Origin of the sequence: Marinilabilia rubra (assembly GCF_003121985.1) — a bacterium.
Lineage (GTDB): Bacteria > Bacteroidota > Bacteroidia > Bacteroidales > Marinilabiliaceae > Marinilabilia > Marinilabilia rubra.
In genome coordinates this window covers 59136-85725 of record NZ_QEWP01000003.1, presented here as the reverse complement: position 1 = coordinate 85725, position 26590 = coordinate 59136, and the positions used below count along the sequence as shown (strand labels likewise).

Annotated in this window: 8 protein-coding genes; all 8 read right to left on the bottom strand. The window is 45.1% G+C overall.

All coding sequences use genetic code 11. The features are described from left to right. Positions 1 to 11 precede the first annotated feature (11 nt). Positions 12 to 1052 carry a PorP/SprF family type IX secretion system membrane protein gene (locus DDZ16_RS04950; protein WP_109263333.1) on the bottom strand — a complete coding sequence of 347 codons (1041 nt, stop codon included), beginning with the start codon at positions 1050 to 1052 and terminating at the stop codon, positions 12 to 14. Between the two features lie 77 nt (positions 1053 to 1129). After that, the gene (locus tag DDZ16_RS04945; RefSeq protein ID WP_158275605.1) at positions 1130 to 7201 is read right to left on the bottom strand and encodes a T9SS type B sorting domain-containing protein; all 6072 of its coding nucleotides are present in this window, start codon (positions 7199 to 7201) and stop codon (positions 1130 to 1132) included. 465 nt (positions 7202 to 7666) lie between these two features. Beyond that, entirely contained in the window at positions 7667 to 9583 is a 1917-nt protein-coding gene (locus tag DDZ16_RS04940) for a DUF3857 domain-containing protein (protein ID WP_109263332.1), read from the bottom strand. Between the two features lie 23 nt (positions 9584 to 9606). Further along, positions 9607 to 11487, bottom strand: coding sequence for a hypothetical protein (locus DDZ16_RS04935; protein WP_109263331.1), 1881 nt, complete (start codon positions 11485 to 11487; stop codon positions 9607 to 9609). Positions 11488 to 11728: 241 nt separating this feature from the next. Continuing rightward, a complete protein-coding gene (locus tag DDZ16_RS04930) occupies positions 11729 to 12661 on the bottom strand; it encodes a mechanosensitive ion channel family protein (RefSeq protein WP_109263330.1) in 933 nt (310 codons plus the stop codon). A gap of 622 nt (positions 12662 to 13283) precedes the next feature. After that, on the bottom strand, positions 13284 to 15503 hold the full coding sequence (locus DDZ16_RS04925) for an OmpA family protein (protein ID WP_109263329.1): 2220 nt from the start codon (positions 15501 to 15503) through the stop codon (positions 13284 to 13286). 32 nt (positions 15504 to 15535) lie between these two features. Beyond that, positions 15536 to 16489: a PorP/SprF family type IX secretion system membrane protein gene (locus tag DDZ16_RS04920; protein ID WP_232526556.1), complete on the bottom strand. Its 954-nt coding sequence runs from the start codon at positions 16487 to 16489 to the stop codon at positions 15536 to 15538. 44 nt (positions 16490 to 16533) lie between these two features. Further along, positions 16534 to 26445, bottom strand: a complete 9912-nt coding sequence (locus DDZ16_RS04915; protein WP_109263327.1) for a Calx-beta domain-containing protein — start codon at positions 26443 to 26445, stop codon at positions 16534 to 16536. Between the last annotated feature and the right edge of the window lie 145 nt (positions 26446 to 26590).

Below are 26590 nucleotides of genomic sequence, written 5' to 3'. Positions count from 1 at the left end.
GAAAAACATTTTCAATGGTTATGTGCATCTTTTACGCCTTTCAGGCCTCTTTTTTTACTCCTTTGTGCCGCTTTGATGATAGCATCTTTCTGAGTACATGGCATGGCCCCCTTGTTTTTTCCGGCACAGATGCGGTAGCTTGCAACCAGTATGAAAGCACTGCCAAACCTTTTTTGGGCAGGGGTCATTCCCAATTGATGTTCGATACCAAATGAGAAGTTCTGATAGTCTATTCCAATGGTAGTCCCCAGTCCCAGATCTTTTCCCAGGCGGTCGTCCATGCTTCGGCGGTAGGCAAGAATACCCCAAAAGGCAAATTTAGGATCCAGGGTCGGCATATACAGTTTTAGGTTGGCATCGAAGCGGGTGTCTCTATCAGAGCTGCGCCGGTAATAAACCAGGGGATCAATATAAATATCCCGGTCAGGAATTTTATAGGAAGTTCCTGCATGAATGTGAATGTCCGCACCGTTTGAAGGTTCCCATTCCGACTTGTACATCGGATTGTTCTGGCCCAAAAGATTGGAGGCTGCAATGCCAATGTGGTGATTGTTGATTTCAAGCATCACACCCGTATTGATGTTAAAGCCCGATCCGTTTTCGCTGCCTGCGGTAATAATTGGGTCTAACCCCACACCTCCATCGATGTTGCTGTAATTGATTGAGCTTTGTTCCAAAAATGCAGAGATGCCAAAATGAAGAGAAGTAAAACCATGGCGGTTTTCGCGCAATATAACCTCTGCCGAAAGGGATTGTTGTAAGCCCATGCGCTTGAAGTTACCGTTCCGGTCATTAAATACATAGGTGCCCGATCCCAGATTTTGGACAACCGGGGTTTGGAATGAAAACAGCTGGGTTGTGGGGGCCAGGTCTACACCAAACCATTGTTTTTGGTAAAATCCATTAAAGGTAATGCAGTTATTGTTATTACCGGCATCTGCAGGATTTACCAAAAACAGATCATATACATATTGATTAGTAATAAAATATTTCTGTCCAAAAGCCGGGAGTACAAATGTCCACAGGAACAGCATCAGAATTAGTTTTCTCATTAATACAGGGTTTTTAAGGAGTGTTGGGCTTTAGCTTGTTGAGGGGAATTTGGTTGTTTCTCCTTCAATGTGTTTTTTTATCTTTTAATGGTTACATGTCCTTTTATTAATTTATCAATTGGTTTTAGGTGAATAACATACCAGTAATCATCCGAGGGCACTGGTTTATTCAGGTATTCACCATCCCATGAAATGGTCTCCGCAGCATTGAATTCCCTTAATAATTTTCCATATCTGTCGAATATGGATACAATGGACTCAGGAAGTCTTTCCAGTCCGTCAATCTCCCAGGTGTCATTAAATCCATCGCTGTTGGGCGTGAAAAAATCCGGAATATCAATGTCATATTGAGAATCTAAATTGAAAACCGTGAGGGCAGTACATCCGTTTTGATCTTCAACATAGGCAGTATGCTCTCCGTTTTCTACATTTTTAAAAGTCTTCCCGGGCTGAAGGTTGGTTTCATTGTCCAGTCCATAGTAGTAGGGCTCCGATCCGTTTTCAGCCATTACGCTTACCTGGGCATAATAGGTGGTGTCAAGGGCGGTGATTTCCGGAGCAGGGTAAAACTCAATATCAATGGAATCTCTCAGATAAAAGCAACCATCGAAAACTTCTACCCACATGGTTCCGGATTGGTCCACGGTGTCGGTCTGCTGAGTTGTCCCGCTGCTCCATGAGTAACTCCGGATAAACGAAACCTGCTCTTCTCCTGCATATGTTGATCGAATTTCATTTCCTGCATTTAAAACTATCTCATCCGGTTCGCAGGCCGAGGTGTCATTGCCTAAAGTGTAACCGGGCGTTGCAAAGGTTGAAACCACTTTGGTATCCCATCCTTTACAACCACGTTGATCAGTTACAGTAACCTTGTTGAGTGTATCCAACAGATTGGCGGTTATGGACCTGTTTGTTTGACCATTGTGCCATTTATAATTTTGAAAGCCTGAGGGAGCTTCAATATCCAAAGGGTATTCAACCGGACAAATGAAAAGGTCGGGGCCCAGGTCAACAGAAGGAACAGGATACCAGGTTAAATTCATGGAATCTTTAGCAGAGCAACCGTTGTTGTCAACCACCCTTACTGTATGTTTCCCTCTTTCAACTTTTACTGAGGTCACACCTTGTTCTCCGTTCGACCAATAAATTTCCGGATAGGGAGGGGTATTAAGAGTTGCAGTTTCTCCGGCACATCCTTCAATGTCAGGTCCAAGGTCTAAAGCTGGTAACGGGTTTACGGCAATGTCCACCTGTTCTGTTGAAGAACAACCGTTGTCTCCCCATATTTGAAGGCTGTATGTGCCTGTGAAGGTGGTTGCCATAAAGTTAGTTTGACCATCAGTGTGGTTGCCGTTCCATTCATATCTTTCAAAAAGCGGATCGATATTTATCATAATAGTATCCCCGGCACATTTGTTTCTATCTGTACCTAAGCTGAAAGAAGGCGAGTCCAGGTGGGTGAGTGAAAGTGAATCAGCGCTGGTACATCCGTTGTTGTCTGTCAGTGTCAATGTATAATCCCCCGGTTGACTGACACTCCAATTGCTGTCAACCGGGCCGACATCAGAAGTTCCGTTTCGCGACCAACGAAAGGTATTGGTAACAGGCACTAACGTGGGGGGGATTTCCAATAGTCGGGATTCATTGTCGCAGGTTTCTGCATCCCTGAGTCGGATGTCGGGTAATGTATAGTAGGATATGTTGACACTGTCTGTATGGTTGCATTTTGCATCAGCAGCAGTCAGGTAGTATTTTCCGGCCCGGGGATTTTCAATGGTTGGTTGAGTTGAAATAGTATCCCCCCGGCTTGCTTCAATCCAATTGAAGGAGACGGGGCTTGATGGAGCTCCGTTGGCCGGTTGCCAGTTCTCCAAACCAATAGAAACAGTCTCGTTGGGGCATCCTGTAACATCTGTCAGGTCAAAATCAGGAGTGTTAAGGATATTGACACTGGCAGTGGTTGTTTCAAAACAGCCGTTATCCTGCCAGGCCGTTAAAACATAGTTGCCACTTTGAGAAACTTCTAATGAACCTGATTTGCTGATGGTATCGGTGGGATTGCTTTGCAAAGTCCAGGCAAATTTTGTGAAAGCAGAGTTGTCAGGCTCCAGAATTGTTGTATCTCCAGAACAGATGTCATCGGCAGGAACGTTTAAACCTGCTACAGACAGGATATTTAGGAAAAGACTATCCTGTAAAGAACACCCATTGTTATCTGTGATGTTGAGGGAATAATATCCGGTTTGGGCCACATCCCAGTTTCTGTTTGCTGGCCCTTGATCAGGCGTGCCATTTCGGGACCAATGGTATGATGTCGTGGAGGGAGCCAAAGCCGCTGGAATTTCCAGAGTGTAAGGATCGTTCAGGCAGGTCTCCGCATCAGAAAGTTGAATATCCGGAACCGAATGGTATACTATCTCCACACTGTCAGTCTTTGAGCATCTGTCGTCGAACGCTGTGAGGTAATACTTGCCGGCAGGAGGGTTGTCAATTGATGGGTTTGTTGAATAGGGGGTTCTTGGACTGGGCGTACTCCATTCATAAGAAACAGGAGAGGAGGGCGTTCCGTTGGCTGGTTGCCAGTTTTCCACTGCAATGGAAACGTTAGCGTTAGGGCAACTGACGACATCCGTGAGGTTAAAATCGGGAGCGTCCAAAAATCCTACAGTTGTAGATGCCGTTGCGGAGCACCCATTGTCCTGTGTGGCTTGAAGCTCATATGTTCCGGCCTGGATTACGCGTGCAAAACGTAAAGCACTGATTATATTTCCCGGATCGCTTTGAAGTGTCCATTCAAAGCTGGTGAAACTGTGATTGGGGGTTTCTATTCTGATGGTATCTCCCTCGCAAACATCGTCCGCTTCTATGTTCAGGGTGGGTACATTTAACCGGGTAAGATAAAAACCATCGGAAATATTACATCCGTTATTATCTGTAATGCTCAATGTGTAATCTCCTTCCTGAGAAACGGCCCAGCTGCTATTGGGAGGTCCCTGGTCAGAAGTCCCGTCGCGTGACCACCAGTAGGAGGCAGTCTGAGAGGAAAGTCCGGCTGGCAATTCAAGTCTAAAGTCCACGTTATCGCAAGACTCAGTATCATTGAGTTCTAATGTTGGCAATGTATAGTAAGCGATTTCCACGCTATCTGTTTTTGTACACCGGCCGTCAGAAGCTGTGAGGTAATATTTCCCTTCCGGAGGATTGTTAAGGGTTGGATTGGTTGAGTAAGGCGTTTTGGGACCAGCGGTGCTCCAGATGTAATTTGCGGGGGATGAGACACTGCTGTTGGCAGGCTGCCAGTTTTCCACACCAATTGTTACGGTTTCGTTGGGGCAGGCATTTACATCTGTCAGATCAAAATCTGGAGCATCCAAAAAGCCAATGGTGGTGGATGCATCAGCAAAACAGCTATTGTCCTGCCATGCTTTTAGATCATATGTGCCTGCCTGGGCGACTCTGGCAAACCTGAGTTTACTGATTGTGTCGTTAGGGTTACTTTCCACGGTCCAGGCAAAACTGGTGAAACTGGGGTCGGGGGTTTGAATCCTTATTGTGTCGCCCCGGCAAATGTCATCGGCCTGGATATTAAGGTCGGGAACATCCAATATGGTCAGGTAAAGATCACCCTGAACCTCGCACCCATTCAGATCCTGAGCTGTTAAGGAGTATTGCCCTTCGTTGAAGGTGGCAGCTGATGTTATTGAATGCGTGCTGGTGTTGGTGCTCAGAAGCTGCCCGGCCCCTGTTCCGTTCTGATAAAATGTCCACTGATAATTGAAATAGCCCGCATCTGCCTGAAGTTGCAGGTCCCCGTTTTCGCAGGAGGTGGTATCATTGAAAAGGGTGAAGGCGTTCTGATCATAGATGCCGAAATAAGCAGAATCAGTGGAAATACAGCCATAATTATCGGCTACCGTTACTGCCACCGAGTCGGCAACATTGGTAGTCATGGAAGATGAGGTGGAACCATCGCTCCACAAGTAGGAGTTAAAGCCGGAGAGCGTGAACGTCCCGTTTTCTCCCGGACATGCCCATTCATCGGAGAGATTTATAACCGGAAGGTCATGAACCGTGAGATCCAGACTTTGAGTTTCGGAGCAGAGATTGTCCGTCCATACTGTCAGTTCATAGGTGCCATCTACATTTGCTTCAATGTAACTCAACGTATCTGCAGGATCAGCAACACCATTAACCGTCCATTGATACCGGGCCATGTTTTCGGTAGTCTGAATAGTATCTCCCAGACAAACATCATTGCCGGATATATTCCAGTTTATAGATGGAGCCGAATACCCGGAAACAGTTACGTCATCGGTTGAAGAACAGCCCATATCATCGGTTACAGTAAGGGCTATGTCCAGGTCTTCGCCCGGATTGGGGGAAACGGAAATGTCTCTTGTCGTTTCGCCTCCCGGTGACCACAGGAAACTATCTCCGGGATTGGTGGCCTGAATATCGTATGTTACGGTTTCTCCCGGACAAACCACTGTATCATTGCCCAAGGTAAACTCTGGTGTTCTGAATTCAACATCAATTGTATCGGTTAAAAAACAACCACCGGATTCAATTTCAGCATTCACCCAATATTGACCGGACTCAGTGATTTCCACTGAGCGATCCTCCGAAAAATGGTTGTAGGGATCTGCACTTGAAAACCAGTAATATGAAAGCATGGGATCTTCAGTTTCCAATGTCACGGTTTGTCCCATGCATTCCATGGTTAATCCGTTGATGCGAAGTGTGCTGTAGTCGGAGAAGTAACCGAAACTCATACTTACGCTGTTCTCATCCAGGATGCTCATATGGAAAAGACCTCTGTTCTCTATTGTGTAAGGGTTACCCGTGGCAATACCCACTCCGTTGTCCCAACCCATTTGGATAACGGCTGAGTACCAGGCTTCTTCACCGTTGAGACCGGTTCCCGGCACCTGGACCCAGTTTGGATTATTGAGGTAACCGGTAGGTGGCGCATTGTTAGAATCATTGGGGCCTGAGATTGAAAAAGAGTTCCGATCACTTTCTTTTGTCATCAGCTGGACAAAGAAGCGATCCCCCAGTACCCTGGTAAAAGAAACACTTGAGGATCCGGTACAAGTGATATTTGGAAGGATGGCACTTCCCAGTTCAGTCCCTCTTGTGGCATTGTCATTGTCACTTGGTGGTATTCCGGTTACCTGATAGGCATAAGCAGGTTTGTCTGTTTCAATATAGACCGCATTATTGCCTATTGTGAGCTCATGTAGTTCACCCTTGGAAAGAGTAGCCTTGTAAACTCCGTCCACTGCCAGGTAGGTGTCATCTTCGGTAGCCAGGATGAATACTTTTTGATCTGTCTTTATGGACTCTCCATATAAGGTATGCATGGCTATGTACTCCGTTCCCAGCAGATCTGTAGGGATAAGCTGGTCCCCAATAAGATCCCAGTGGCCCGGATCGGTGGGCCGCTCAATCGAATCATCAGAAATGGTGACTGCAATGGGATTATTCGATTGAATCTCAGTTCCACCCAGGTGGCGATCCGCCCTTTCACCGTCATTCGTGGCAACCAGCCCGTATGTTTCACCCCTGTTAAGAGTTATTCTGATGGTGTCTCCTGCATTGTGCCCCATAACATCGTCGGCAGGGATGATTTCGATTTCAGTGTTGTTCTCTGTAGCGACAATATCTATGTGTTCACGCGCAGGATGGTTGCTGTAATTATGATTGTCAAAAGCTTTCTGGGAAGGTACAAAGAATTCTGTTCCAAGGGCATTATCTGCCTTAAGGGTAAATTTATCAGGGTTGTGATTGTCGGCTACATCATAGTAAATGGAGATATCTTCGTCGGATGTGATTAAAATGCCTTTGTCCAGGACCTGGTTGGCAGGCCTGTTCTCTATAAGGTTCAGATTGCTGAGCCCTTCGTAGTTCACCTGAGAATTGGCCGGAACTGTTATTTGGTCGGAGAACCCATTGGCCGGCATTGAAATTTCAACTGATGAAGGTTGGTCAAAGGCAGTAATTCTGAAGGAAACAGGGTCGTCTCCATGCTCCCGGGATACTTCCGGGGCTACGAACCAGAAAGAGGTACCTACCTGGGAGAAAGATTTACCCAGGGATAACAAAATGAGAATTAAAAGAAGTAAAGATCTTTTGGAAAAGGCATTCATTGTTGGGGCGTTTGGTTAAATTCTTAAGCTAATGGGGTTGAAAACGGGTTTTTGTGTATTGAGCTGATTGTTACAAATATACGAAAAAATGTAAAATTACATCGGGTTTTGTGTGCGTATTATTGTTTTGATGTACAGGTTTATACGAAATCATTTGATGAAAGTCTAATAAATTAGATAAACTTACTGTTTTTGTTTATAGGTTACTGAAATTTAGTGTTAAATGTATTGATTTTGTGAGCCTTAATATTGAAATAACCGGAAGAGTAAAACACTTTCCGGCTTTTTTTTAGGCTAAACTACTTTAATACAATAGATCGTTAGTCCAGAACCATCGGAATGGATAAGCCATATGATGCTGTTGGCCTGGGTTATAATGCAAATGTGTCTTTAATAGCCTGTTTTAAAAGCTTACCGTAGTATTGTTAATATGTTTTATGAACTTTCCAAAATATGATTAATTCCTTACTTCTTAGACAATAAACATTTTTGTTGATCAAACCGGGCTACTTTAGCCAGGAACTCGCGAAACTCATTGTACTTTTCAGGGGGATACTCTCCTTTTCTGACGATGAACTCCCTGGTATAAAAGAGGTGTTCCTCTTTTTTTTCTACTGATGTGCGGTAAAGGCCAAAAGGTGTTTGAATGGCTATGCTCTCAGGCTTTGCTTGTACCGTTGTGTTCTCCGGAATGGCAATGGTCCACGAATCTGTCTCATGCCATCCGCGTTGAATAAATACTGGCCATCTCCGATTCTCCAGCTTTATCGGGACATCCGTGAACCTGTTAAAAGTGTTGACTGGAAGAAATGTTCTGGATCCCATAGATGTTGCATAGTTGTCTACCGAGAAATCTACGGTTCTTTCAATGGAAGGAGTAACCTCTTTCTGTTGTTTCAGGGAAAAACCTTTTAAAGAAAAACCGCGCATATGTAATGATTTTGTTATGGCTTTTTTGCGGTCCTTTTCATCCATATAGTCAACCAGTGGTGACACATCATCATAATAGGTTCCTTTGTAAACGGTTTTTGAGGTTACCTGTGCATTGCCTCCTGCATCGAGCGTTATTTCACCATGGGTTTTACGGATGTTACTTTGCTCTGTGTAAACAGGAGTAGTGGTTAGTTTGCCCTTTCCGTTCTCAATCATTAGTACTTTTCGACCATCGGTAAAAGAGCCCAGAAAGTCAAAAGGCTGATACTGAGACGTGCATTCCAGCCAAATGGTGTCTTGTGGGAGAGGTACCGAAAGAATTGCATGATTGAAATTATTACAGGGGAAACCGGGATCTAGAGGAACGGGGCGTGAGCCTGCTCTTACCAAAGTGTAGTTGGACTCAATATCGGCAGCCAGTAGCAGTGCTCTCATGTAGTTTGATAAAGCTTTACAATCCCCATACTCCATCTCGTCCACCACCTCGGCCTCAAAAGGCTGCCATCCGCCAATGCCCATTTGTATGCTTACATACCGGGTTCTTCCTTGCATGTATTCGTAGAGAACTTTTACTTTTTCTCTTTTGCTCTCCAGGTTGGCGGTTAACTTTTTAACCTCTGCAATGGTTTTTTCAGGCAATTCCTGACGATCGCTGTTTAATCCGGCAATAAACCGTCCAAAAGAATCCCATGATTCCATACTCCCTGCTTTTCCGTCGAGCTCAAAAATGCCGGGGGCTAAATAAACAGTCGGAAGAGTTTGAGGAAAGAGGGGAGCGTATGGTTCTGAATCTTCCGGAATATAATTTTTGAAGGTCCATTCGAGGGTTTTTGTGTCATCCGTTATGGCTTCTTCTTTTATATCAGTTATATTGTATTCTTTGAATCGCAGATTGTAATCTTTTGGATAAATAACCTTTAAAGAATTTTTCAGGACTGGCACATCCTCTCCATAATGAGGTGTCCACCAGGGAAGAAAGAATGTCGATTTTCTTTTTACCTGGTAGGAGCTTACAATGGTGAAAGGATACTCCTTGTAGTCCGGCTTATAGGCTTTTACACGCGCTTCACTAAAGATGGTCCCATTGTCGATGGCACTAAAATCCCGAATATCTGAATTTCGGACTTTCCGAACTCTCTCGCCACTGGCATCAAAGATTTCAATATCAATGTCGGAGATGTTTATAAAGTCGCTGTAGAATGCCGTAAAATAGGCCTTTCTAAAGGCGGATTCATTAAAAATGGTCAGCACCTCCTTGTGGTGTTCAATAACTTTATCAGGTCCCTCGATTTCTAATGTCAAGGAAGCTTCTCGAACTACCGCTTTTGATCCGCTTTGAAATTTATCCGGCAAATCTGAAATAGGAAATTCCGGATTTTTGGAAAAAAGGGCAGTGTGTGCCGAAAAAACGGACAGTAAAATTATTAAGGTATTTTTTAGATGTTTCATTTTGGGAATTCAAGGTTAAGATGTTAATAATTAAATGTTAAGACCACAGGTTCTTCCTGTTTCTTAATGATTTCATCATAAAACTTCTGCAGATAAGGATATTCTTCAGGCAAAAACATGGTTTTGTTGATCTGCATTTGATATTGCACGGTTAATATATTACCTGCTCCCTGGTACAATATAGTGGCAGCAGCTGAATTGCCCGGAAGAATAATTTTTTGTGGTTGCGGGATTTCGGAGATGCTGGCATTTTCAGGAAGTTGAATTCTTACTACCACACTTTTCGAACGTTTATAGGCAAAATCAACCGGATATTTTCTGTCTTTAACCTTAAAAGGGTTATCTGCTATTTTTTCAAGACAAAATGGATTTAAGAAACCAAGTGTGTCCATCACGGTAACTTGATTCTTTAAATTGATTTCGTAGTTGGCCTTCAGGCTTTTATCTGTCTCTTTTAAATTGGAGATGTCCATGGAATCCACTTCCAGATTGGGATAGTCTTCTTTAAGACTCTTTTTGATGTCGTCCTCATTGTTGTGTCTTCTGAATCGTTTCCTGAATTTGTACGCAGCGTATTCAGTTCCTTGAAAACCTCTGGTTCCTTTGAGATGGCCTTCCGGTGTCATTTTCAGATTATAGACCACAACGGATTTTTCTTTGCCACCGGGATTCAAATTTACGCTAATAGTTTTTTCTTCATTGACAAGTCTTCCTTTTCCGTTGATACATCTGTTGGGTAACATGCCAAAAGGCATTAACTCATCACTTGGATCCATCAGGTGATTTTTACCATCAATGTTGGCACAAACAATTACGTAGTTCAATTTGTCAAGAGATGGGAAAAAGGGATTTAAAATGCCATGGCTCCGGGTGCTCATAACAACCGGACTGGCTTTAATATCCAGTCTTTCCAAAAGGTGAAGCAGCATGAAGTTGATTTCGGCAGAATTGCCCGTGCCGTCTTTGAAAACCGAACCAAGCATGTTATGGTTAGGAGTGAGACTTATGTCGCCATTCCACTTTACTTTTTTGATGGCCTCGTAAGCAGCCTTGGTTTTTTCCAGGTCAGGTGCATCTTCTCCCAGTTCTTTGCTTATTTTTTCTTCCAAATCACTTAGGTAGCCATTGCTGCGTCTTAGAATCTGGCCAAAGTATTCAGCCTCCATTAGTCTTTTTCTAAGTGCTTTCCAATCGGTTGTGAATGACTCGTAATGACCCGGGAATGAAATTTTAAGCAGGTCAAGCTCCATTTTGGTGATGTAATTCTCACGGGAAGTAATATAGGGTTCCTCCTTGAATGCCGGCATATTTTTGGCAACAAAATGGTTAGGTTCACTTGTTTCAAGGGGTTCGAAGCCTACAAAATTTTGACGGAAATCTACATATTGAGATGGGTAGATCATCAGCTCACTGTGCATGACCGGTATATCTTCCTGGAAATAGAAATTTGAAGGCAATCCATTGTACCGGATTTCCACATCAACCACTGAGCCTTTCTTTACATTGGGCATTGCAATCCTGTACCTGTAGCGGTGGGAAGTAACTCTTTCCCTGAATACAGATTTGTTTTTTAACCGGGTTTTTTCAACCTTCCCATCGACAAGGTTAAAAGTAAAACCTCTGACATTGGCATTATCGGCACCGTAAACAAAAATGTTTCCACGGTTAGTTCCATCCTTTTTTAGGATCTTCAGGCGCCTCGTTTGAACGAAAGAAAAGTCATCACCGCGAAATTCACCATAGTTGCATAGAACCATAGCCTCAGCGGAGGAGTCGATGGGACAAACATCCTGTTTTAATTCTTCTTTTGAAACGTTTCCGAATCTAATGGGGTCTTTTGCAGCGAATAGAGAGACGGCAAGAGCGGAGAGCAAGGTTAGGGTAATTAAAAAATGTTTTGACATGGGGTTAGTTTTTTAATGTTTCACTTTTCCCTTAGGGCGGGATGAATAATTGTAAATTTTAATATTAATTATCAAAAGTATGAAAAATTACTTTTTATAGTTAATAGAATATGGAAATTGTTCTTATTTAGATTCAAACTAATTGAATGAAAGGGTCCGGATCACAGACTCTTAAAAGAGTTTGAAGTCCGGACCTGGAAAAATGCAGATAAATGGTTTTCAAATATTGTTAAATACTTATTTATTGGTTTTCTTGTTCTGAGTGTTGGCTCATGCTCAGTTTTAAAGGATCAATCTCTTCTCCCCAATAAACAGTAGTGTGTGGGAATGGTATTTCAATGTTTTGCCTGTCAAAGGCAATTTTAAGGCGCCTGCGATATTCCCTGCCTACATTCCATTGCTTAATTGGTTTGGTTTTCAGGCGGGCTTTTATAACCAAAGCACTATCTCCAAACTTATCAAGTCCGAATACTTCAATTGGTTCAATAATGTCAGGCCCAATTTCCGGATCTTTCTGTAATTCATCGCCCGTTTCTTTCATTATTTGCATTACCTGATCTACATCTTCTTTGTAAGCAACACCTATGTCGAAGACCATGGCCGACCATTCCTTGGTCATATTTGAAAGAGTGTTAATTTTTCCATTCTGAAATATGTGTATTGTACCGTTGAAGTCACGTAAAGTGATGGTTCGCATCTCTATTTTCTCTACCAGGCCACCAGTTCCGTTTATTATCGCCACGTCTCCTGTTCTTATTTGGTTTTCCAGAAGCATAAAAAAACCGGTGATATAATCTCTAACCAGCTCTTGTGCGCCAAAGCCAATGGCTAAACCAAGTATACCGGCACTTGCCAGTAGCGGGCCTATGTTGAGACCAAATTTGCTCAAAACCATTATTATAAATATGGTCATTAATGTAATCTGGGTCCCTCCCAGAATGATTCCTGAAAGCGTATTTATGCGTTTTTCAGCTTCCGTTACATCTATGTTTTCGTCTTTTTCTGCTCTTTTAAGAAATAACCGCTTAAAACGGGTTACTGAGTATTTTGCAGCTTTAAGCAGGATGAAAAGAGCCAGAATAAGAATGATGATCCCAGGTAACTCATTTATTCCCCAATCAAGGGCTTTTTGTGATATTCCTGACCAGAAGTCAGTTGTAAGAAGATTTTTCATGGTAATAATGTTTTTTTAATCAGAATAAAGACAATTCTTTGTTGTTGTTTTTGCAATATGATTAAATTCAGTTGTTTGAGTGGGGTTTTTTGTGTTGTGGGTCGGAATTTCAAGAAATATAATTTGTCTTAGATATTACCTGACTGCCGTCAGTCAGGTGTCTTGAAATCTACCGATCTATTATAAATAGTGCGTGTTCATACAGTCCCATTTACCGCGTTACGCTTGCCCGAAAATTACTCATCCCTAAGGATAGGGACTGCGTATTTTCGGGCTTCGCAAGCCACCGAAGATAAATCGGGGCAGGCTTTGCAACTGGCACTTTCTGACCAGACACATGACTTTTTACAAACTTTCCCGACTTTATAGACGGGCACTAATTAAAGATTTGTTAATCATAATACTTTGTTGAACTTTTACAATGCATTTGAAATCAATTGTTTATAGGTATATTTTGATTTGGGCTAATGTGCAGGTTTTCAATTTTATAATATTTATCTTACATCTAATATCTATCCCGAAGCATTCGGGACTAACGATCTATTGTAATTAGTTCCTGCTTTCTTTTCCCGGTTTTTAATGGACATTGTTTCATGTTAAAAACACCCGGCCTTTGATTAATCTACATCTCCAAAATTTTAATTTCTGTTCTTTCATTTTCCTTATGTTCAGATTCTGAACATGGAACACCATCTTTGCAGTTGTTCTTCAGCTGGGTTTCGCCATAACCTTTTGGGGCAATTCGAATAGGAGCTATGCCTTTATTTGTAAGATAATCGGTTGCCGACTGAGCTCTTTTTCTTGAACGCTTCAGATTGTCTAAAGCGTCACCTTGGGAGTCAGTGTGGGCGCCTAATTCAATTCTGATTCCGGGATTTTCTTTCAGAAACAGGTACAAGTCATCCAGTCCCGGATTCTTTTCAGACATTAATTCGATTCCATTATAGTCAACCCCTATTTGAACGGTATCACCAATTTTCGCCCTTTCCAGAGTCAGATTAACGGATTGATCTAGATTTACATAACCAGGGTCCAACCCGGTTGTTGAATAGGACAATTTTTTCGGAAAATAATTTCGCCTCAAAATGGTGATGTTGTAGGTCGAATAGGGATTTAACCTGGCGCGGAATTTTCCCTCGTTGTTGGTGAAAACGGTATCAGTTTCATATCCGGGGGAGACAATTCGAAGCTCGGCATTGTAAAGAGCCCGGTTTTTCTCACTATCATAGATGGTACCTGTAATGCCATAAACCGGCTTTGGGCGCATGGCTAAGGTTATGGTATCTGTGAGGCTTTTTAGTGAAAAAGTTTCTTCATATGGGTAATAGTGTTCAACGGCGGCAATAGCGGTGATCTTCCCGGAAATGGAGTCCGGAATTTGAAAAAGGCCTGCCCTGTTCGTTGTAACCTCCTTTATATAAGTGCCAGTGCTGTCAAGAATACCAACAATGGCCCCCGGAATCCGGGTTTTTTTCTCCTGATCGATTACCAGGCCGTTGTAATGAATTGCTTTTGGGGGCTTTATGAATGTGATGGGGTTTTCAATTTTAAAACGATAGATGTCATCACTCCCTTTTCCCCCCGGACGGTTTGATGCAAAGAAGCCGTGAATTGTATCAGCTTCCAGAAAAAAAGAGAAGTCGTCTTTTTCAGAGTTGACAGGGTATCCGACATTTTTTACTTTTAAGATGCCATCTACAATTTCAGCTGCAAAAATGTCGAGGCCACCCAGGCCAAGATGCCCATTGGATGCAAAATAGAAACGTCCGTTTTCATCAATATAAGGAAACATCTCATCACCCTTTGTGTTGATTTTAGCCCCGGCATTTATGGGGTTACTCCATCCGTCTTTGGTCCTGTTAACAAAAAAGATGTCTGAACCACCATACCCTTCAGGATTGTCTGATGTGAAAAACAAGCGTTTCCCGTCCCTTGTTAGAAAAGGATGGGCGCAATTGTAATCAGGGGAATTAAAGGGAAGCTGGGTAGGCGTGCTCCAGCTGCCGTCGTTTTTTCTAAGGGCACGAAGGATGTAAAGCGGGTTATTGCCGTCTTTTCCTTCTTTTTTGAATACAGAATGGAACCGGTTTCGGGTTATAAATATTTCAGTTCCTGTGGTATTAAAGCAGATTGGGCCGTCGTGGTAAATCGTCCGTAAATCGGAGGAGTACAACTCAGGGCTAACAAAGTGGTCGCCTTGTTTATCTGCACGGAAAATATTCAAAAAAGGCGACCTGGTTTGAGGGGTTCTTCTTTTTATAATCGGATTGACCTCACGGGCAGAGGTAAAAAACAGGATTCCGTTCTGAATGAGTGGTGCGAAGTCTGATTCCTCGCTATTAAAACCAACTTCTTCGATGGTATATCTTGAATTGGACCTTATCTCCATAATTTCCGCACTTGAGTTCTGAAACTCCTTAGCCTCTGTGTCGTTGGGGCGTTTTTCAAGATACCTGGATATAACCCTGTCGGCCTTTTCATATTTGCCGTTGTAACGAAGAGCCCGTGCATAATTAAAAAGATGTTCAGTGCTCAGGAATTTGAGGCCGATGGAAAAATATAAATCCTCTGCTTTTTCCGGGTTGTTGGTTTTTAGATAAGTAAGTGCCAGTTCCTCTTTTCCGGAGTCCGAAAGGTTTCCTTTTTGCCGGAGTTTTTCGAAAATCTGAATGGCTTCCTGATATGCCATATTTTTAATGGCTTCCTGTGCTTTTTGAAGTTTTCGGTTTTCGGAGGGAGTATTGGCCTCACGGGAAGACTGGCTAAAACCCTGTCCGGCAAAGCAAATGATAATGATAAAGAAGGTAAAAAGTGTTTTATTTGTTTGAGTTGTTATCTTCATAATGAGGAAATTGAAAGCCTGTTACCGTCAAATTAGAAAAATCTGGGGGATGCCAGTTTATCTTTTACAAATTGGTCAAAATCATAACTTATAACAATTTCATGGCTCCCGTTGTTAAAAGGTTGAAGATCAGATATTGGAATGTCATATGAATAGCCTACCATCAATTGATTGTTGATCTGAAAGCCGGCCAGTATTGCTACCGCATCCTCCAATCTGTAACTGCCTCCTGCCCAAAACCTCTCTTTGAAAAGAAATTGGGCCGCTGCATCGGCTGAGAATGGGGCGCCTTCTACCATTCGGGTAATGACAGAGGGCTTAAATCTGACTTCGGGCCCCAGGTCAAACACAGCTCCGGTCATTAGATAGAAGTGGCGTTTTAAATCTCCAACGGTACTTGTGGTGGTTTGATCTCCATTTAATTTTGTCTCAATTAACTTGGGAGCGGATGCTCCAAAATAAAAATCATCAGTATATAAATAGATGCCAAAACCTGCATTGGGTTTAAAACTTTGTTCTATGTCTTTGCTGAATGCCGGATCTGCTTCAGCAATCCCGGTGTAAAGGTCTGCCAGTCCTACGTGATAATTGTAGACTCCTCCTTTTATCCCCATCGACAACATCATACTTTCGGAAATATTTACCCGGTAGGAATAGCTGACATTGATGTACAGATTTTTTACCGGTCCGTAATTATCGGAAATTACGGACAAACCCAGCCCCATTTTGTAATTGTTTAGAGGGGTATGAACTGTGAAATCATAAGTACGTGGTGCACCTTCCATGCCCGACCACTGCAGGCGGGAGAGGAACAGCATGTTCAAAGCATTTCTGGTGCCGGCATAAGCCGGGTTTACCGATACGGGATTGAACATATACTGCGTGTACTGAGGTTCTTGCTGGGCTTTTGTTTCTGAGGGGAACAGAAACACCAGTGCAGCTGCAAAAAAAGCCATTATCGGTATTTGTTTTTTTATCTGACTCATAATGTTAGTCTTTAACCCTTTGAGAGAATTTGCTTCATGCTATCTTATCTGTTGAGATAAAAATAGCCACTTATTCTTTTGTTAATGTCGTGTATGGTCACTACGTAATAGTAAGTTCCAACCGGCAATCCCTTGCCTTTGCTTATGCCTGAGGAGGCCTCCCCTGTCCAGTCATTCTGGTAATTGTCTGAAGAGAATACTATGCTGCCCCATCGGTTAAAGATGACAAGACTGACTTTGTCGTACTGGCTGGTCCATGGAATAACAAACCCATCGTTAATTCCATCATTATTGGGAGAAAAGGCTTCTTTAACTTTGAAACATGGATCGGGATCTAACCGGTCTGTTACACCATCGTTATCGCAGTCGAAATCAGGTTCCTCTGCATCAGGGATGCCGTCATTGTCTGAATCGGGGTCCAGATAATTGGGAATGCCATCGTTGTCGGCATCTCCATCACCTTCTTTGTCAGTTGGAATGCCATCATTGTCAGGATCGGGATCAACTTCCAGCACTGTTATGGTAACGGTTGCTGTAGCACAGATCTGCGATGAGCGGCTGTCACAAATTTCATATTCGAAACTGTCACTTCCTGTAAATCCGTCGTCAGGCTGATAGGTAAAGGTACCATCGCTAAAAATATCCAAACTACCATGAGTAGGTGCAATGACAGGTGAGAGGTTTATGTTGATCTCATCCCCGTCGGGATCGGAGTCGTTAGCCAGAAGAGAGCTTCCCTGAAGAATGGTTCCTTCATCCATGGAGAATTCATCGGCAACAGGTGTTGGGGACTGATTTTCGGTTTCATTATCTGTGTTGATTATCTCAACCGATTCTGTAATGCCGTCATAAGTGTCATCAGAATTATCATAATCCACAGAAAGATTAAGCGTATAGCTAATGTCTCCATCCATAATCTCATCATCAACTCCTGTTACTGTGACTGTTTGAACCTGGTTCCAGTTGGCAGGGGAGAAAATGAGTTCATTAGACTCCAGGCTTCCTTCAGAGCTGTCTAAGCCAATGATGTCGATAACCACGTATGATTCAGGGTGGCTGGTCAGTGATACGTCAAATGAATCGGAACTGCCATCTTCACTGGTTACGGTGTTTCCTTCACTCTCACTGATGGCAATGCCTGCCACATCGTTATCTGTATTGGTCGAGGTAATACTAACAGATTGGCCACTGTATCCGGGGTCGGAAAGGGCATCATCTACTGCTAATGTAAGGGTATAGCTAATATTGCCATCTACCATATCGTCGTCGATACCTGTCAGGCTAATTGATTGCGGTTGACTCCAGTTTTCAGGAGTGAAGGTCAGTTGGGTTGAGCTCAGCACTGCTTCGCTGACATCCAGTCCTGAAAGTCCGATAACCACATCAGATTCAGGCTGACTATCTAAGACTACTTCGAAGCTGTCCGTTGTCCCATCTTCAGAGGTTTGAGTATTATCTCCGGAAGTGGACACTGAAATACCTGCCGAATCATCATCCCCATTGACCACCTCAAGCGTTTGACTTTGCCCATGGTAAGTGGCGTCCGATTGTGCATCATTTACCAAAACGGTTAGGGTATAAGTTATGTCACCATCTACAAGGTCATCGTCAACGCCTGTTATAGTGATATTTTGAAGTTGGTTCCAATTGGCTGATGTGAAAACAACTTCATCAGTGCTCAGGGTGCCCTCCGTGGTGTCCAGACCTGAAATGATAAATACCACATCAGAAGTGGGCTGGCTGTTGAGAACCAGTGAAAACACATCTGAATCTCCGCTTTCAGTGGTGTGCGTGCCGGAGTTTGTGATACCCAGAGTGAACCCGGCTGCATCGTTGTCTGTGTTGGTGACGCCAACGGTTGTGCTAACATTGCGGTAAGCCTGATCAGAACTGTTGTTGACAACTTCAAGAGTAAGTGAGTAAGAAATATCGCCATCCACTTCATTGTCGTCCACTCCGGTGACCGTAACGATTTGGTTTTCGTTCCAGTTATCGGGCGTAAACGTCAGGGTGGAAGGACTTATTGTACCTTCGGAATTGTCAACCCCGGTTATGTCAATGACCACATCAGAGGCCGGCTGGGTATTGAGCATGACGTTAAAATTGTCGAATGTGCCAGCCTCAGAAGTGATTGTGCTGCCTCCCGTGATCGCAGGTTTTATGCCAACTACATCGTCATCAAGAATGGTGGCATTTACAGCTTGGTTTCCATCTTCAACGCCATTGGTAACCGATTCAATTGAAACCAGGATGGATTCTTCACCTTCGGCTTCCTGATCGTCGACACCTGTCAAAGAGATAGTAGTTTCAGTACTAAATGCCGGAATTTCAACCGAGGAGGTGGCCCCTGAATAATCACTTGTGGAGGCTGTTCCATCAAAAAGCAGTTCGATCTGCACATTTTCAACGGAGGCATGGTTCAATCTTACAATCAGATTTGCTGTCCCTGCATCTTCCGAAAATGGAGATCCGGTCAGTTCCAGACTTGCTAAGGGGATCGTCTGTGCGTCTTCAATTGATATGGAGGCCGATTGTGTGCCATCTTCCGTGGCAGAACCTCCGCCCACGGCTGTTATTTCAATGCTGACATCTTCGTTCCCCTCATAAAGAGCATCGGGCAACCCGTCCAACCTTGCAGTGGCAGAAATATTGCCTGCCGGGATTGTCACAGAGCCGGAAGTCAGGTTAAAATCATTCACTCCTGCTGACCCACCTGTCACATTAAGGTTTACGAGCACGTCCTCAAAGGTAGGGTTACTTAGTGAAATGGTCAGCACACTGCTTCCATCCTCAGGTATTGAGAGCGGAGAGGCTGAAAGGGTTACAGCGGGGGGCAACTCATCATCGTCCAGGATGATGGTTACCGATTGATCACCGTCCTCAGTGCTTCCTCCCCCTGAAGTGGTCGTGATTTCAATATCGAATGTTTCATTGCCTTCAAAAATGTTGTCTGAAACTCCCTGGATCGTTAATTCTCCGGATGGTTCTCCTGCGGGAATAACAATGGTGTTTGAACTGAGGTAAAGATCCTCGTTTTCAATACTCCCATTTGACAGTGCTACAGTAACTGTTACATCTTGATCCGTTAGGGTGGTTAATATGGCTGTCAGAGTGCTGGTGCCATCTTCCGGGATGTTGAGGGGGGAAGCACTCAATGAGACCACTGGAGCAGTTTCGTTGTCCTCAATTGAAATAGAGACTGATTGATCGCCATCTTCAGTGGCACTTCCTCCGGTCACATCTGTTATTTCCAAACTCAGTGATTCGTTGCCTTCAAAAATAGCATCATCTGCCGCGTCAAGAGTTGATGAAGCATTCAGGTTGCCTGCTAAAATTGTGATCGTGTTGGCGTTTAACGTGTAATCATTGCTGGCCGCTGTTGAATTAACAGCACCTAGTGAAACCGAAACGTCTTGATCGGTGGCTGTTGAGAGTATAACTGAAATTGTTGTTGAGGTACCTTCTCCGATGGTCTGCGGATCTGCACTAATTGTCACAAGGGGAGCAGCCTCATCGTCGTTGATGGTCAATGTTACAGATGTTGATGCCCCTAAAGTGGCTGATCCTCCGTCAACTCCAGAGATGGCGAGGGACAACGATTCATTACCCTCATAGATTTCATCCGCAACTGTTGATAAGGTTACACTGCTTTCGATGCTGCCCGACGGCACTACAATCGTTGTAGAACTTAGCGAATAGTCTTCCGAACTGGTATCGATATCTGTTACAGAGAGAGTAACCGTAACATCTTCAGCTGCGGCCGTATTTAAAGTGGCAGTGATGGTGCTGCTTAGTCCCTCGTTGAACTCAACAGGAGAAGCACTTAATGTTACAGTCGGTGCAGTCTGATCATCCGAAATGGTGATGGTTACGCTTTGTGGGTCACCTATCTGTGCCGATTCCTCATCAAGAGCTGTGATGGAAATGCTTACCTCTTCATCCCCTTCGTAAGTTTCATCTGAAACCCCTTCCAGTGTTGTTGAGCCTTCTGTTTCCTCTGCAGAAATTGCTATTGAGGTAGAGGTAAGGTCGTAGTCCTGATTATCTGTTGATACATTGACGGCTTCAATTGTAACCGAAATACCTTCTTCTGTTGCAACGTCAGCCCGGGCTGTAATGGTACTGGTGCCATCCTCACCGATTGTGAGCGGATTAGCCTCCAGGGTAACAGTGGGTGGTGACTGCAGATCGGTAATAGTAAGTGAAACGGAATTGTTCGTTCCTTCAGAAACTGATCCACCTGAGATATCGGATATGGCCACATCAAAAGTTTCATCCCCTTCGTAGAGATTATCTGTTGCACCATTTATAGTGGTGGTTCCGGAAAGCTGACCTCCGGTAATTGTGATGGTAGATGAACTCAGTGAATAATCTCCTGTTTCGGTTGAATTATCTGTAGTCAGAAGCGTTACTGTTACATTGTCTTCTGTAGGATTGGTAAGTTCTGCTGTAATGATGGTGTTGCTGCCTTCATCAAAAGGATTTGTACCCGCAGAAAGGGAAACTGTTGGGGCAGGATCATTATTAATAATGGTTATGGTTTGGGAAGAAGGTGTACCAAATGAAGCTGATCCTCCGGAAACATTCGAAATAGAGACATCCAGTGATTCATCTGCTTCAAACATGTCATCATTAGTAGAAGATAAGACTGCATCTTCAGACAAGCTCCCTGCAGGAATGTTGATAGTTGTGGGTTCCAGGGAATAATCAGTGGTTTCAGTTTCGTTATCTGTAACTGAGAGCGTAATAATTACTTCTTCGGATGCTGCAGTGCTTAAAGTAGCAGTGATAGTGGTGCTTGCACCTTCGTTGATTGAGTTGGGGGAGGCTGTTAGTGAAACTGTGGGAGTGCCTTCATCATCCGTGATGGTCAGTAGCTGAGATTGTGTGCCATCTTCGATAGCTCCGGCCGAAACGGCGGTAATGTGAATGGAAAGCGTTTCACTGCCTTCGGAAATGCCATCATCCGATCCTGAAATGGAAGTAGTGCCTGTCAGCTCTCCCGCAGCAATAGTAATTTCCGTGCTGGTCAGATCATAATCGGCATCAGAAGCGGTTCCATTGACAGCCTCAATGGTAACGGTAATGGGCTGTGAAGCAACTCCCGATAGCGTAGCGGTAATGGTAGACGACCCACTGTTCTCGGAGAAAGAAGTCGGATTGGCGGAAATGGCAACGGTAGGAATGCCATCATCATCCGTGATGGTCAGTGGCTGAGATTGCGTTCCGTCTTCCGATGCTCCGGCAGAGACGCCGGTAATGTCGATGGAAAGCGTTTCGCTGCCTTCGGAAATCTCATCATTCACCCCGGAAATGGAAGTAGTGCCTGTCAGCTCTCCCGCAGCAATAGTAATTTCCGTGCTGGTAAGGTCATAATCGGCATCAGAAGCGGTTCCGTTGACAGCCTCGATGGTAACGGTTATTGGCTGAGAAGTTTCACCCGAAAGCGTAGCGGTAATGATAGACGCCCCCCCGTTCTCAGAAAAAGAAGTGGGACTGGCAGAAATGGCAACGGTAGGAGTGCCTTCATCATCGGTGATGGTGAGCGATTGAGACTGCTCCCCGTCTTCAGTGGCTCCTGCCGAAATGCCGGTAATGTCAATGGAAAGCGTTTCGCTGCCTTCAGAAATACCATCATCCGATCCTGAAATGGAAGTAGTGCCTGTCAGCTCTCCCGCAGCAATAGTAATTTCCGTGCTGGTAAGGTCATAATCGGCATTCGAAGCCGTTCCGTTGACAGCCTCGATGGTAACGGTTATGGGTTGAGAAGTTTCACCCGATAGCGTAGCGGTAATGGTAGACGCCCCACCGTTCTCAGAGAAAGAAGTGGGACTGGCTGAAATGGCAACGGTAGGAATGCCATCATCATCCGTGATGGTCAGTGGCTGAGATTGCGTTCCGTCTTCCGATGCTCCGGCAGAGACGCCGGTAATGTCGATGGAAAGCGTTTCGCTGCCTTCGGAAATCTCATCATTCACCCCGGAAATGGAAGTAGTGCCTGTCAGCTCTCCCGCAGCAATAGTAATTTCCGTGCTGGTAAGGTCATAATCGGCATCAGAAGCGGTTCCGTTGACAGCCTCGATGGTAACGGTTATTGGCTGAGAAGTTTCACCCGAAAGCGTAGCGGTAATGATAGACGCCCCCCCGTTCTCAGAAAAAGAAGTGGGACTGGCAGAAATGGCAACGGTAGGAGTGCCTTCATCATCGGTGATGGTGAGCGATTGAGACTGCTCCCCGTCTTCAGTGGCTCCTGCCGAAATGCCGGTAATGTCAATGGAAAGCGTTTCGCTGCCTTCAGAAATACCATCATCCGACCCTGAAATGGAAGTCGTCCCGGTAGTCGCCCCTGCTGCAATGGTAATTTCTGTGCTGGTAAGGTCATAATCGGCATTTGAAGCCGTTCCGTTCACTGCTTCGATGGTAACCGTAATGGGCTGGGAAGCTACACCCGATAGCGTAGCGGTAATGGTAGACGACCCCCCGTTCTCAGAGAAAGAAGTCGGATTGGCGGAAATGGCAACGGTAGGAGTGCCTTCATCATCCGTGATGGTCAGTGGCTGAGATTGCGTGCCATCTTCGGTAGCTCCGGCCGAAACGGCAGTAATGTCAATGGAAAGGGTCTCGCTGCCTTCAGAAATGCCATCATCCGATCCTGAAATGGAAGTAGTGCCTGTCAGCTCTCCCGCAGCAATAGTAATTTCCGTGCTGGTAAGGTCATAATCGGCATCAGAAGCGGTTCCGTTGACAGCCTCAATGGTAACGGTAATGGGCTGAGAAGTTTCACCCGATAGCGTAGCGGTAATGATAGACGACCCCCCGTTCTCAGAAAAAGAAGTGGGACTGGCGGAAATGGCAACGGTAGGAATGCCATCATCATCGGTGATGGTCAGTGGCTGAGATTGCGTGCCATCTTCGGTAGCTCCGGCCGAAACGGCAGTAATGTCAATGGAAAGCGTTTCACTGCCTTCGGAAATGCCATCATCCGATCCTGAAATGGAAGTAGTGCCTGTCAGCTCTCCCGCAGCAATAGTAATTTCCGTGCTGGTAAGGTCATAATCGGCATCAGAAGCGGTTCCGTTGACAGCCTCAATGGTAACGGTAATGGGTTGAGAAGTTTCACCCGATAGCGTAGCGGTAATGATAGACGACCCCCCGTTCTCGGAGAAAGAAGTTGGATTGGCGGAAATGGCAACGGTAGGAATGCCATCATCATCGGTGATGGTCAGTGGCTGAGATTGCGTTCCATCTTCGGTAGCTCCGGCAGAGACGCCGGTAATGTCGATGGAAAGCGTTTCACTGCCTTCGGAAATGCCATCATCCGACCCTGAAATGGAAGTCGTCCCGGTAGTCGCCCCTGCTGCAATGGTAATTTCCGTGCTGGTCAGATCATAATCGGCACCAGAAGCGGTTCCGTTGACAGCCTCGATGGTAACGGTTATTGGCTGAGAAGTTTCACCCGAAAGCGTAGCGGTAATGGTAGACGACCCCCCGTTCTCAGAAAAAGAAGTGGGACTGGCAGAAATGGCAACGGTAGGAGTGCCTTCATCATCCGTGATGGTCAGTGGCTGAGATTGCGTTCCATCTTCGGTAGCTCCGGCCGAAACGGCAGTAATGTCAATGGACAGGGTCTCGCTGCCTTCAGAAATACCATCATCCGACCCTGAAATGGAAGTCGTCCCGGTAGTCGCCCCTGCAGCAATGGTAATTTCCGTGCTGGTCAGATTATAATCGGCATCAGAAGCCGTTCCGTTCACTGCTTCGATGGTAACCGTAATGGGCTGAGAAGTTTCACCCGATAGCGTAGCGGTAATGATAGACGACGCCCCGTTCTCAGAGAAAGAAGCAGGACTGGCGGAAATGGCAACGGTAGGAGTGCCTTCATCATCGGTGATGGTCAGTGGCTGAGATTGTGTGCCATCTTCGGTAGCTCCGGCCGAAACGGCAGTAATGTCAATGGAAAGCGTTTCACTGCCTTCGGAAATGCCATCATCCGATCCTGAAATGGAAGTAGTGCCTGTCAGCTCTCCCGCAGCAATAGTAATTTCTGTGCTGGTAAGGTCATAATCGGCATTCGAAGCCGTTCCGTTGACAGCCTCGATGGTAACGGTTATGGGTTGGGAAGCTACTCCCGATAGCGTAGCGGTAATGATAGACGACCCACCGTTCTCGGAGAAAGAAGTGGGACTGGCGGAAATGGCAACGGTAGGAATGCCATCATCATCGGTGATGGTCAGTGGCTGAGTTTGCGTGCCATCTTCGGTAGCTCCGGCAGAGACGCCGGTAATGTCGATGGAAAGCGTTTCACTGCCTTCGGAAATGCCATCATCCGACCCTGAAATGGAAGTCGTCCCGGTAGTCGCCCCTGCAGCAATGGTAATTTCCGTGCTGGTCAGATCATAATCGGCACCAGAAGCGGTTCCGTTGACAGCCTCGATGGTAACGGTTATGGGTTGGGAAGCTACTCCCGAAAGCGTAGCGGTAATGGTAGACGACCCCCCGTTCTCGGAGAAAGAAGTGGGACTGGCAGAAATGGCAACGGTAGGAATGCCATCATCATCGGTGATGGTCAGTGGCTGAGATTGCGTACCATCTTCGGTAGCTCCGGCCGAAACGGCAGTAATGTCAATGGACAGGGTCTCGCTGCCTTCAGAAATACCATCATCCGACCCTGAAATGGAAGTCGTCCCGGTAGTCGCCCCTGCTGCAATGGTAATTTCTGTGCTGGTAAGGTCATAATCGGCATCAGAAGCGGTTCCGTTGACAGCCTCGATGGTAACGGTTATTGGCTGAGAAGTTTCACCCGATAGCGTAGCGGTAATGGTAGACGACCCCCCGTTCTCAGAGAAAGAAGTGGGACTGGCGGAAATGGCAACGGTAGGAATGCCATCATCATCGGTGATGGTCAGTGGCTGAGTTTGCGTGCCATCTTCGGTAGCTCCGGCAGAGACGCCGGTAATGTCGATGGAAAGCGTTTCACTGCCTTCGGAAATGCCATCATCCGATCCTGAAATGGAAGTCGTCCCGGTAGTCGCCCCTGCAGCAATGGTAATTTCCGTGCTGGTCAGATCATAATCGGCATCAGAAGCGGTTCCGTTGACAGCCTCGATGGTAACGGTTATGGGTTGGGAAGCTACTCCCGATAGCGTAGCGGTAATGATAGACGACCCACCGTTCTCGGAGAAAGAAGTGGGACTGGCGGAAATTGCAACGGTAGGAATGCCATCATCATCGGTGATGGTCAGTGGCTGAGTTTGCGTACCATCTTCGGTAGCTCCGGCCGAAACGGCGGTAATGTCAATGGAAAGCGTTTCGCTGCCTTCAGAAATGCCATCATCCGATCCTGAAATGGAAGTAGTGCCTGTCAGCTCTCCCGCAGCAATAGTAATTTCCGTGCTGGTAAGGTCATAATCGGCATCAGAAGCGGTTCCGTTGACAGCCTCAATGGTAACGGTAATGGGTTGGTAGGTTGAATTGGATAAAGTTGCGGTGATTGTGGAAGAGTCTCCATTTTCGCCAAAAGAAACAGGATTCGCAGAAATGGAAACAGTCGGTTCCGGATCGTTATCAGTAATGACCGTTGATGCTTGCTGGGTTCCATTTTCGGTTCCGTTTACAACAGAAGAAATATCAATGATTATGGATTCTTCCAATTCATTCTGGGTGTCTTCCTGGGCCGTTATATCTGTTGTGCCGTTATTGGCTCCGGCGGGGATAATTATTGTGTTATCAGAAGTATAGTCGGTTCCGTTGGTGGCAGTTCCTGAAAAAGAGAGATTCACTGTAATGTCAGACAAGCTAATGATGTCAGAAGTAGCTGTTAAGGTCGCAACCCCTCCTGCTTCAAGGATTGAAGCATCTGAAATGCTTAATGAAACATTCTGAGCATTGGTCAATAAACCCGATAGGGACACTAGGATTCCAAAAAGAAGCCGTTTGAAAGCAGTATATGATTGCATAGAATTTTGACTTTAAAAGTATGGCACTTGATGACAGATTGTGAACAACCTGAAAAGTAAAATTAAGCCAAAACGCAACCAATGTAAACCTATTCTTGACGGGTGGCTGTTGGGAGAGGATAAGAGTAACAAACAATCGGGCAGA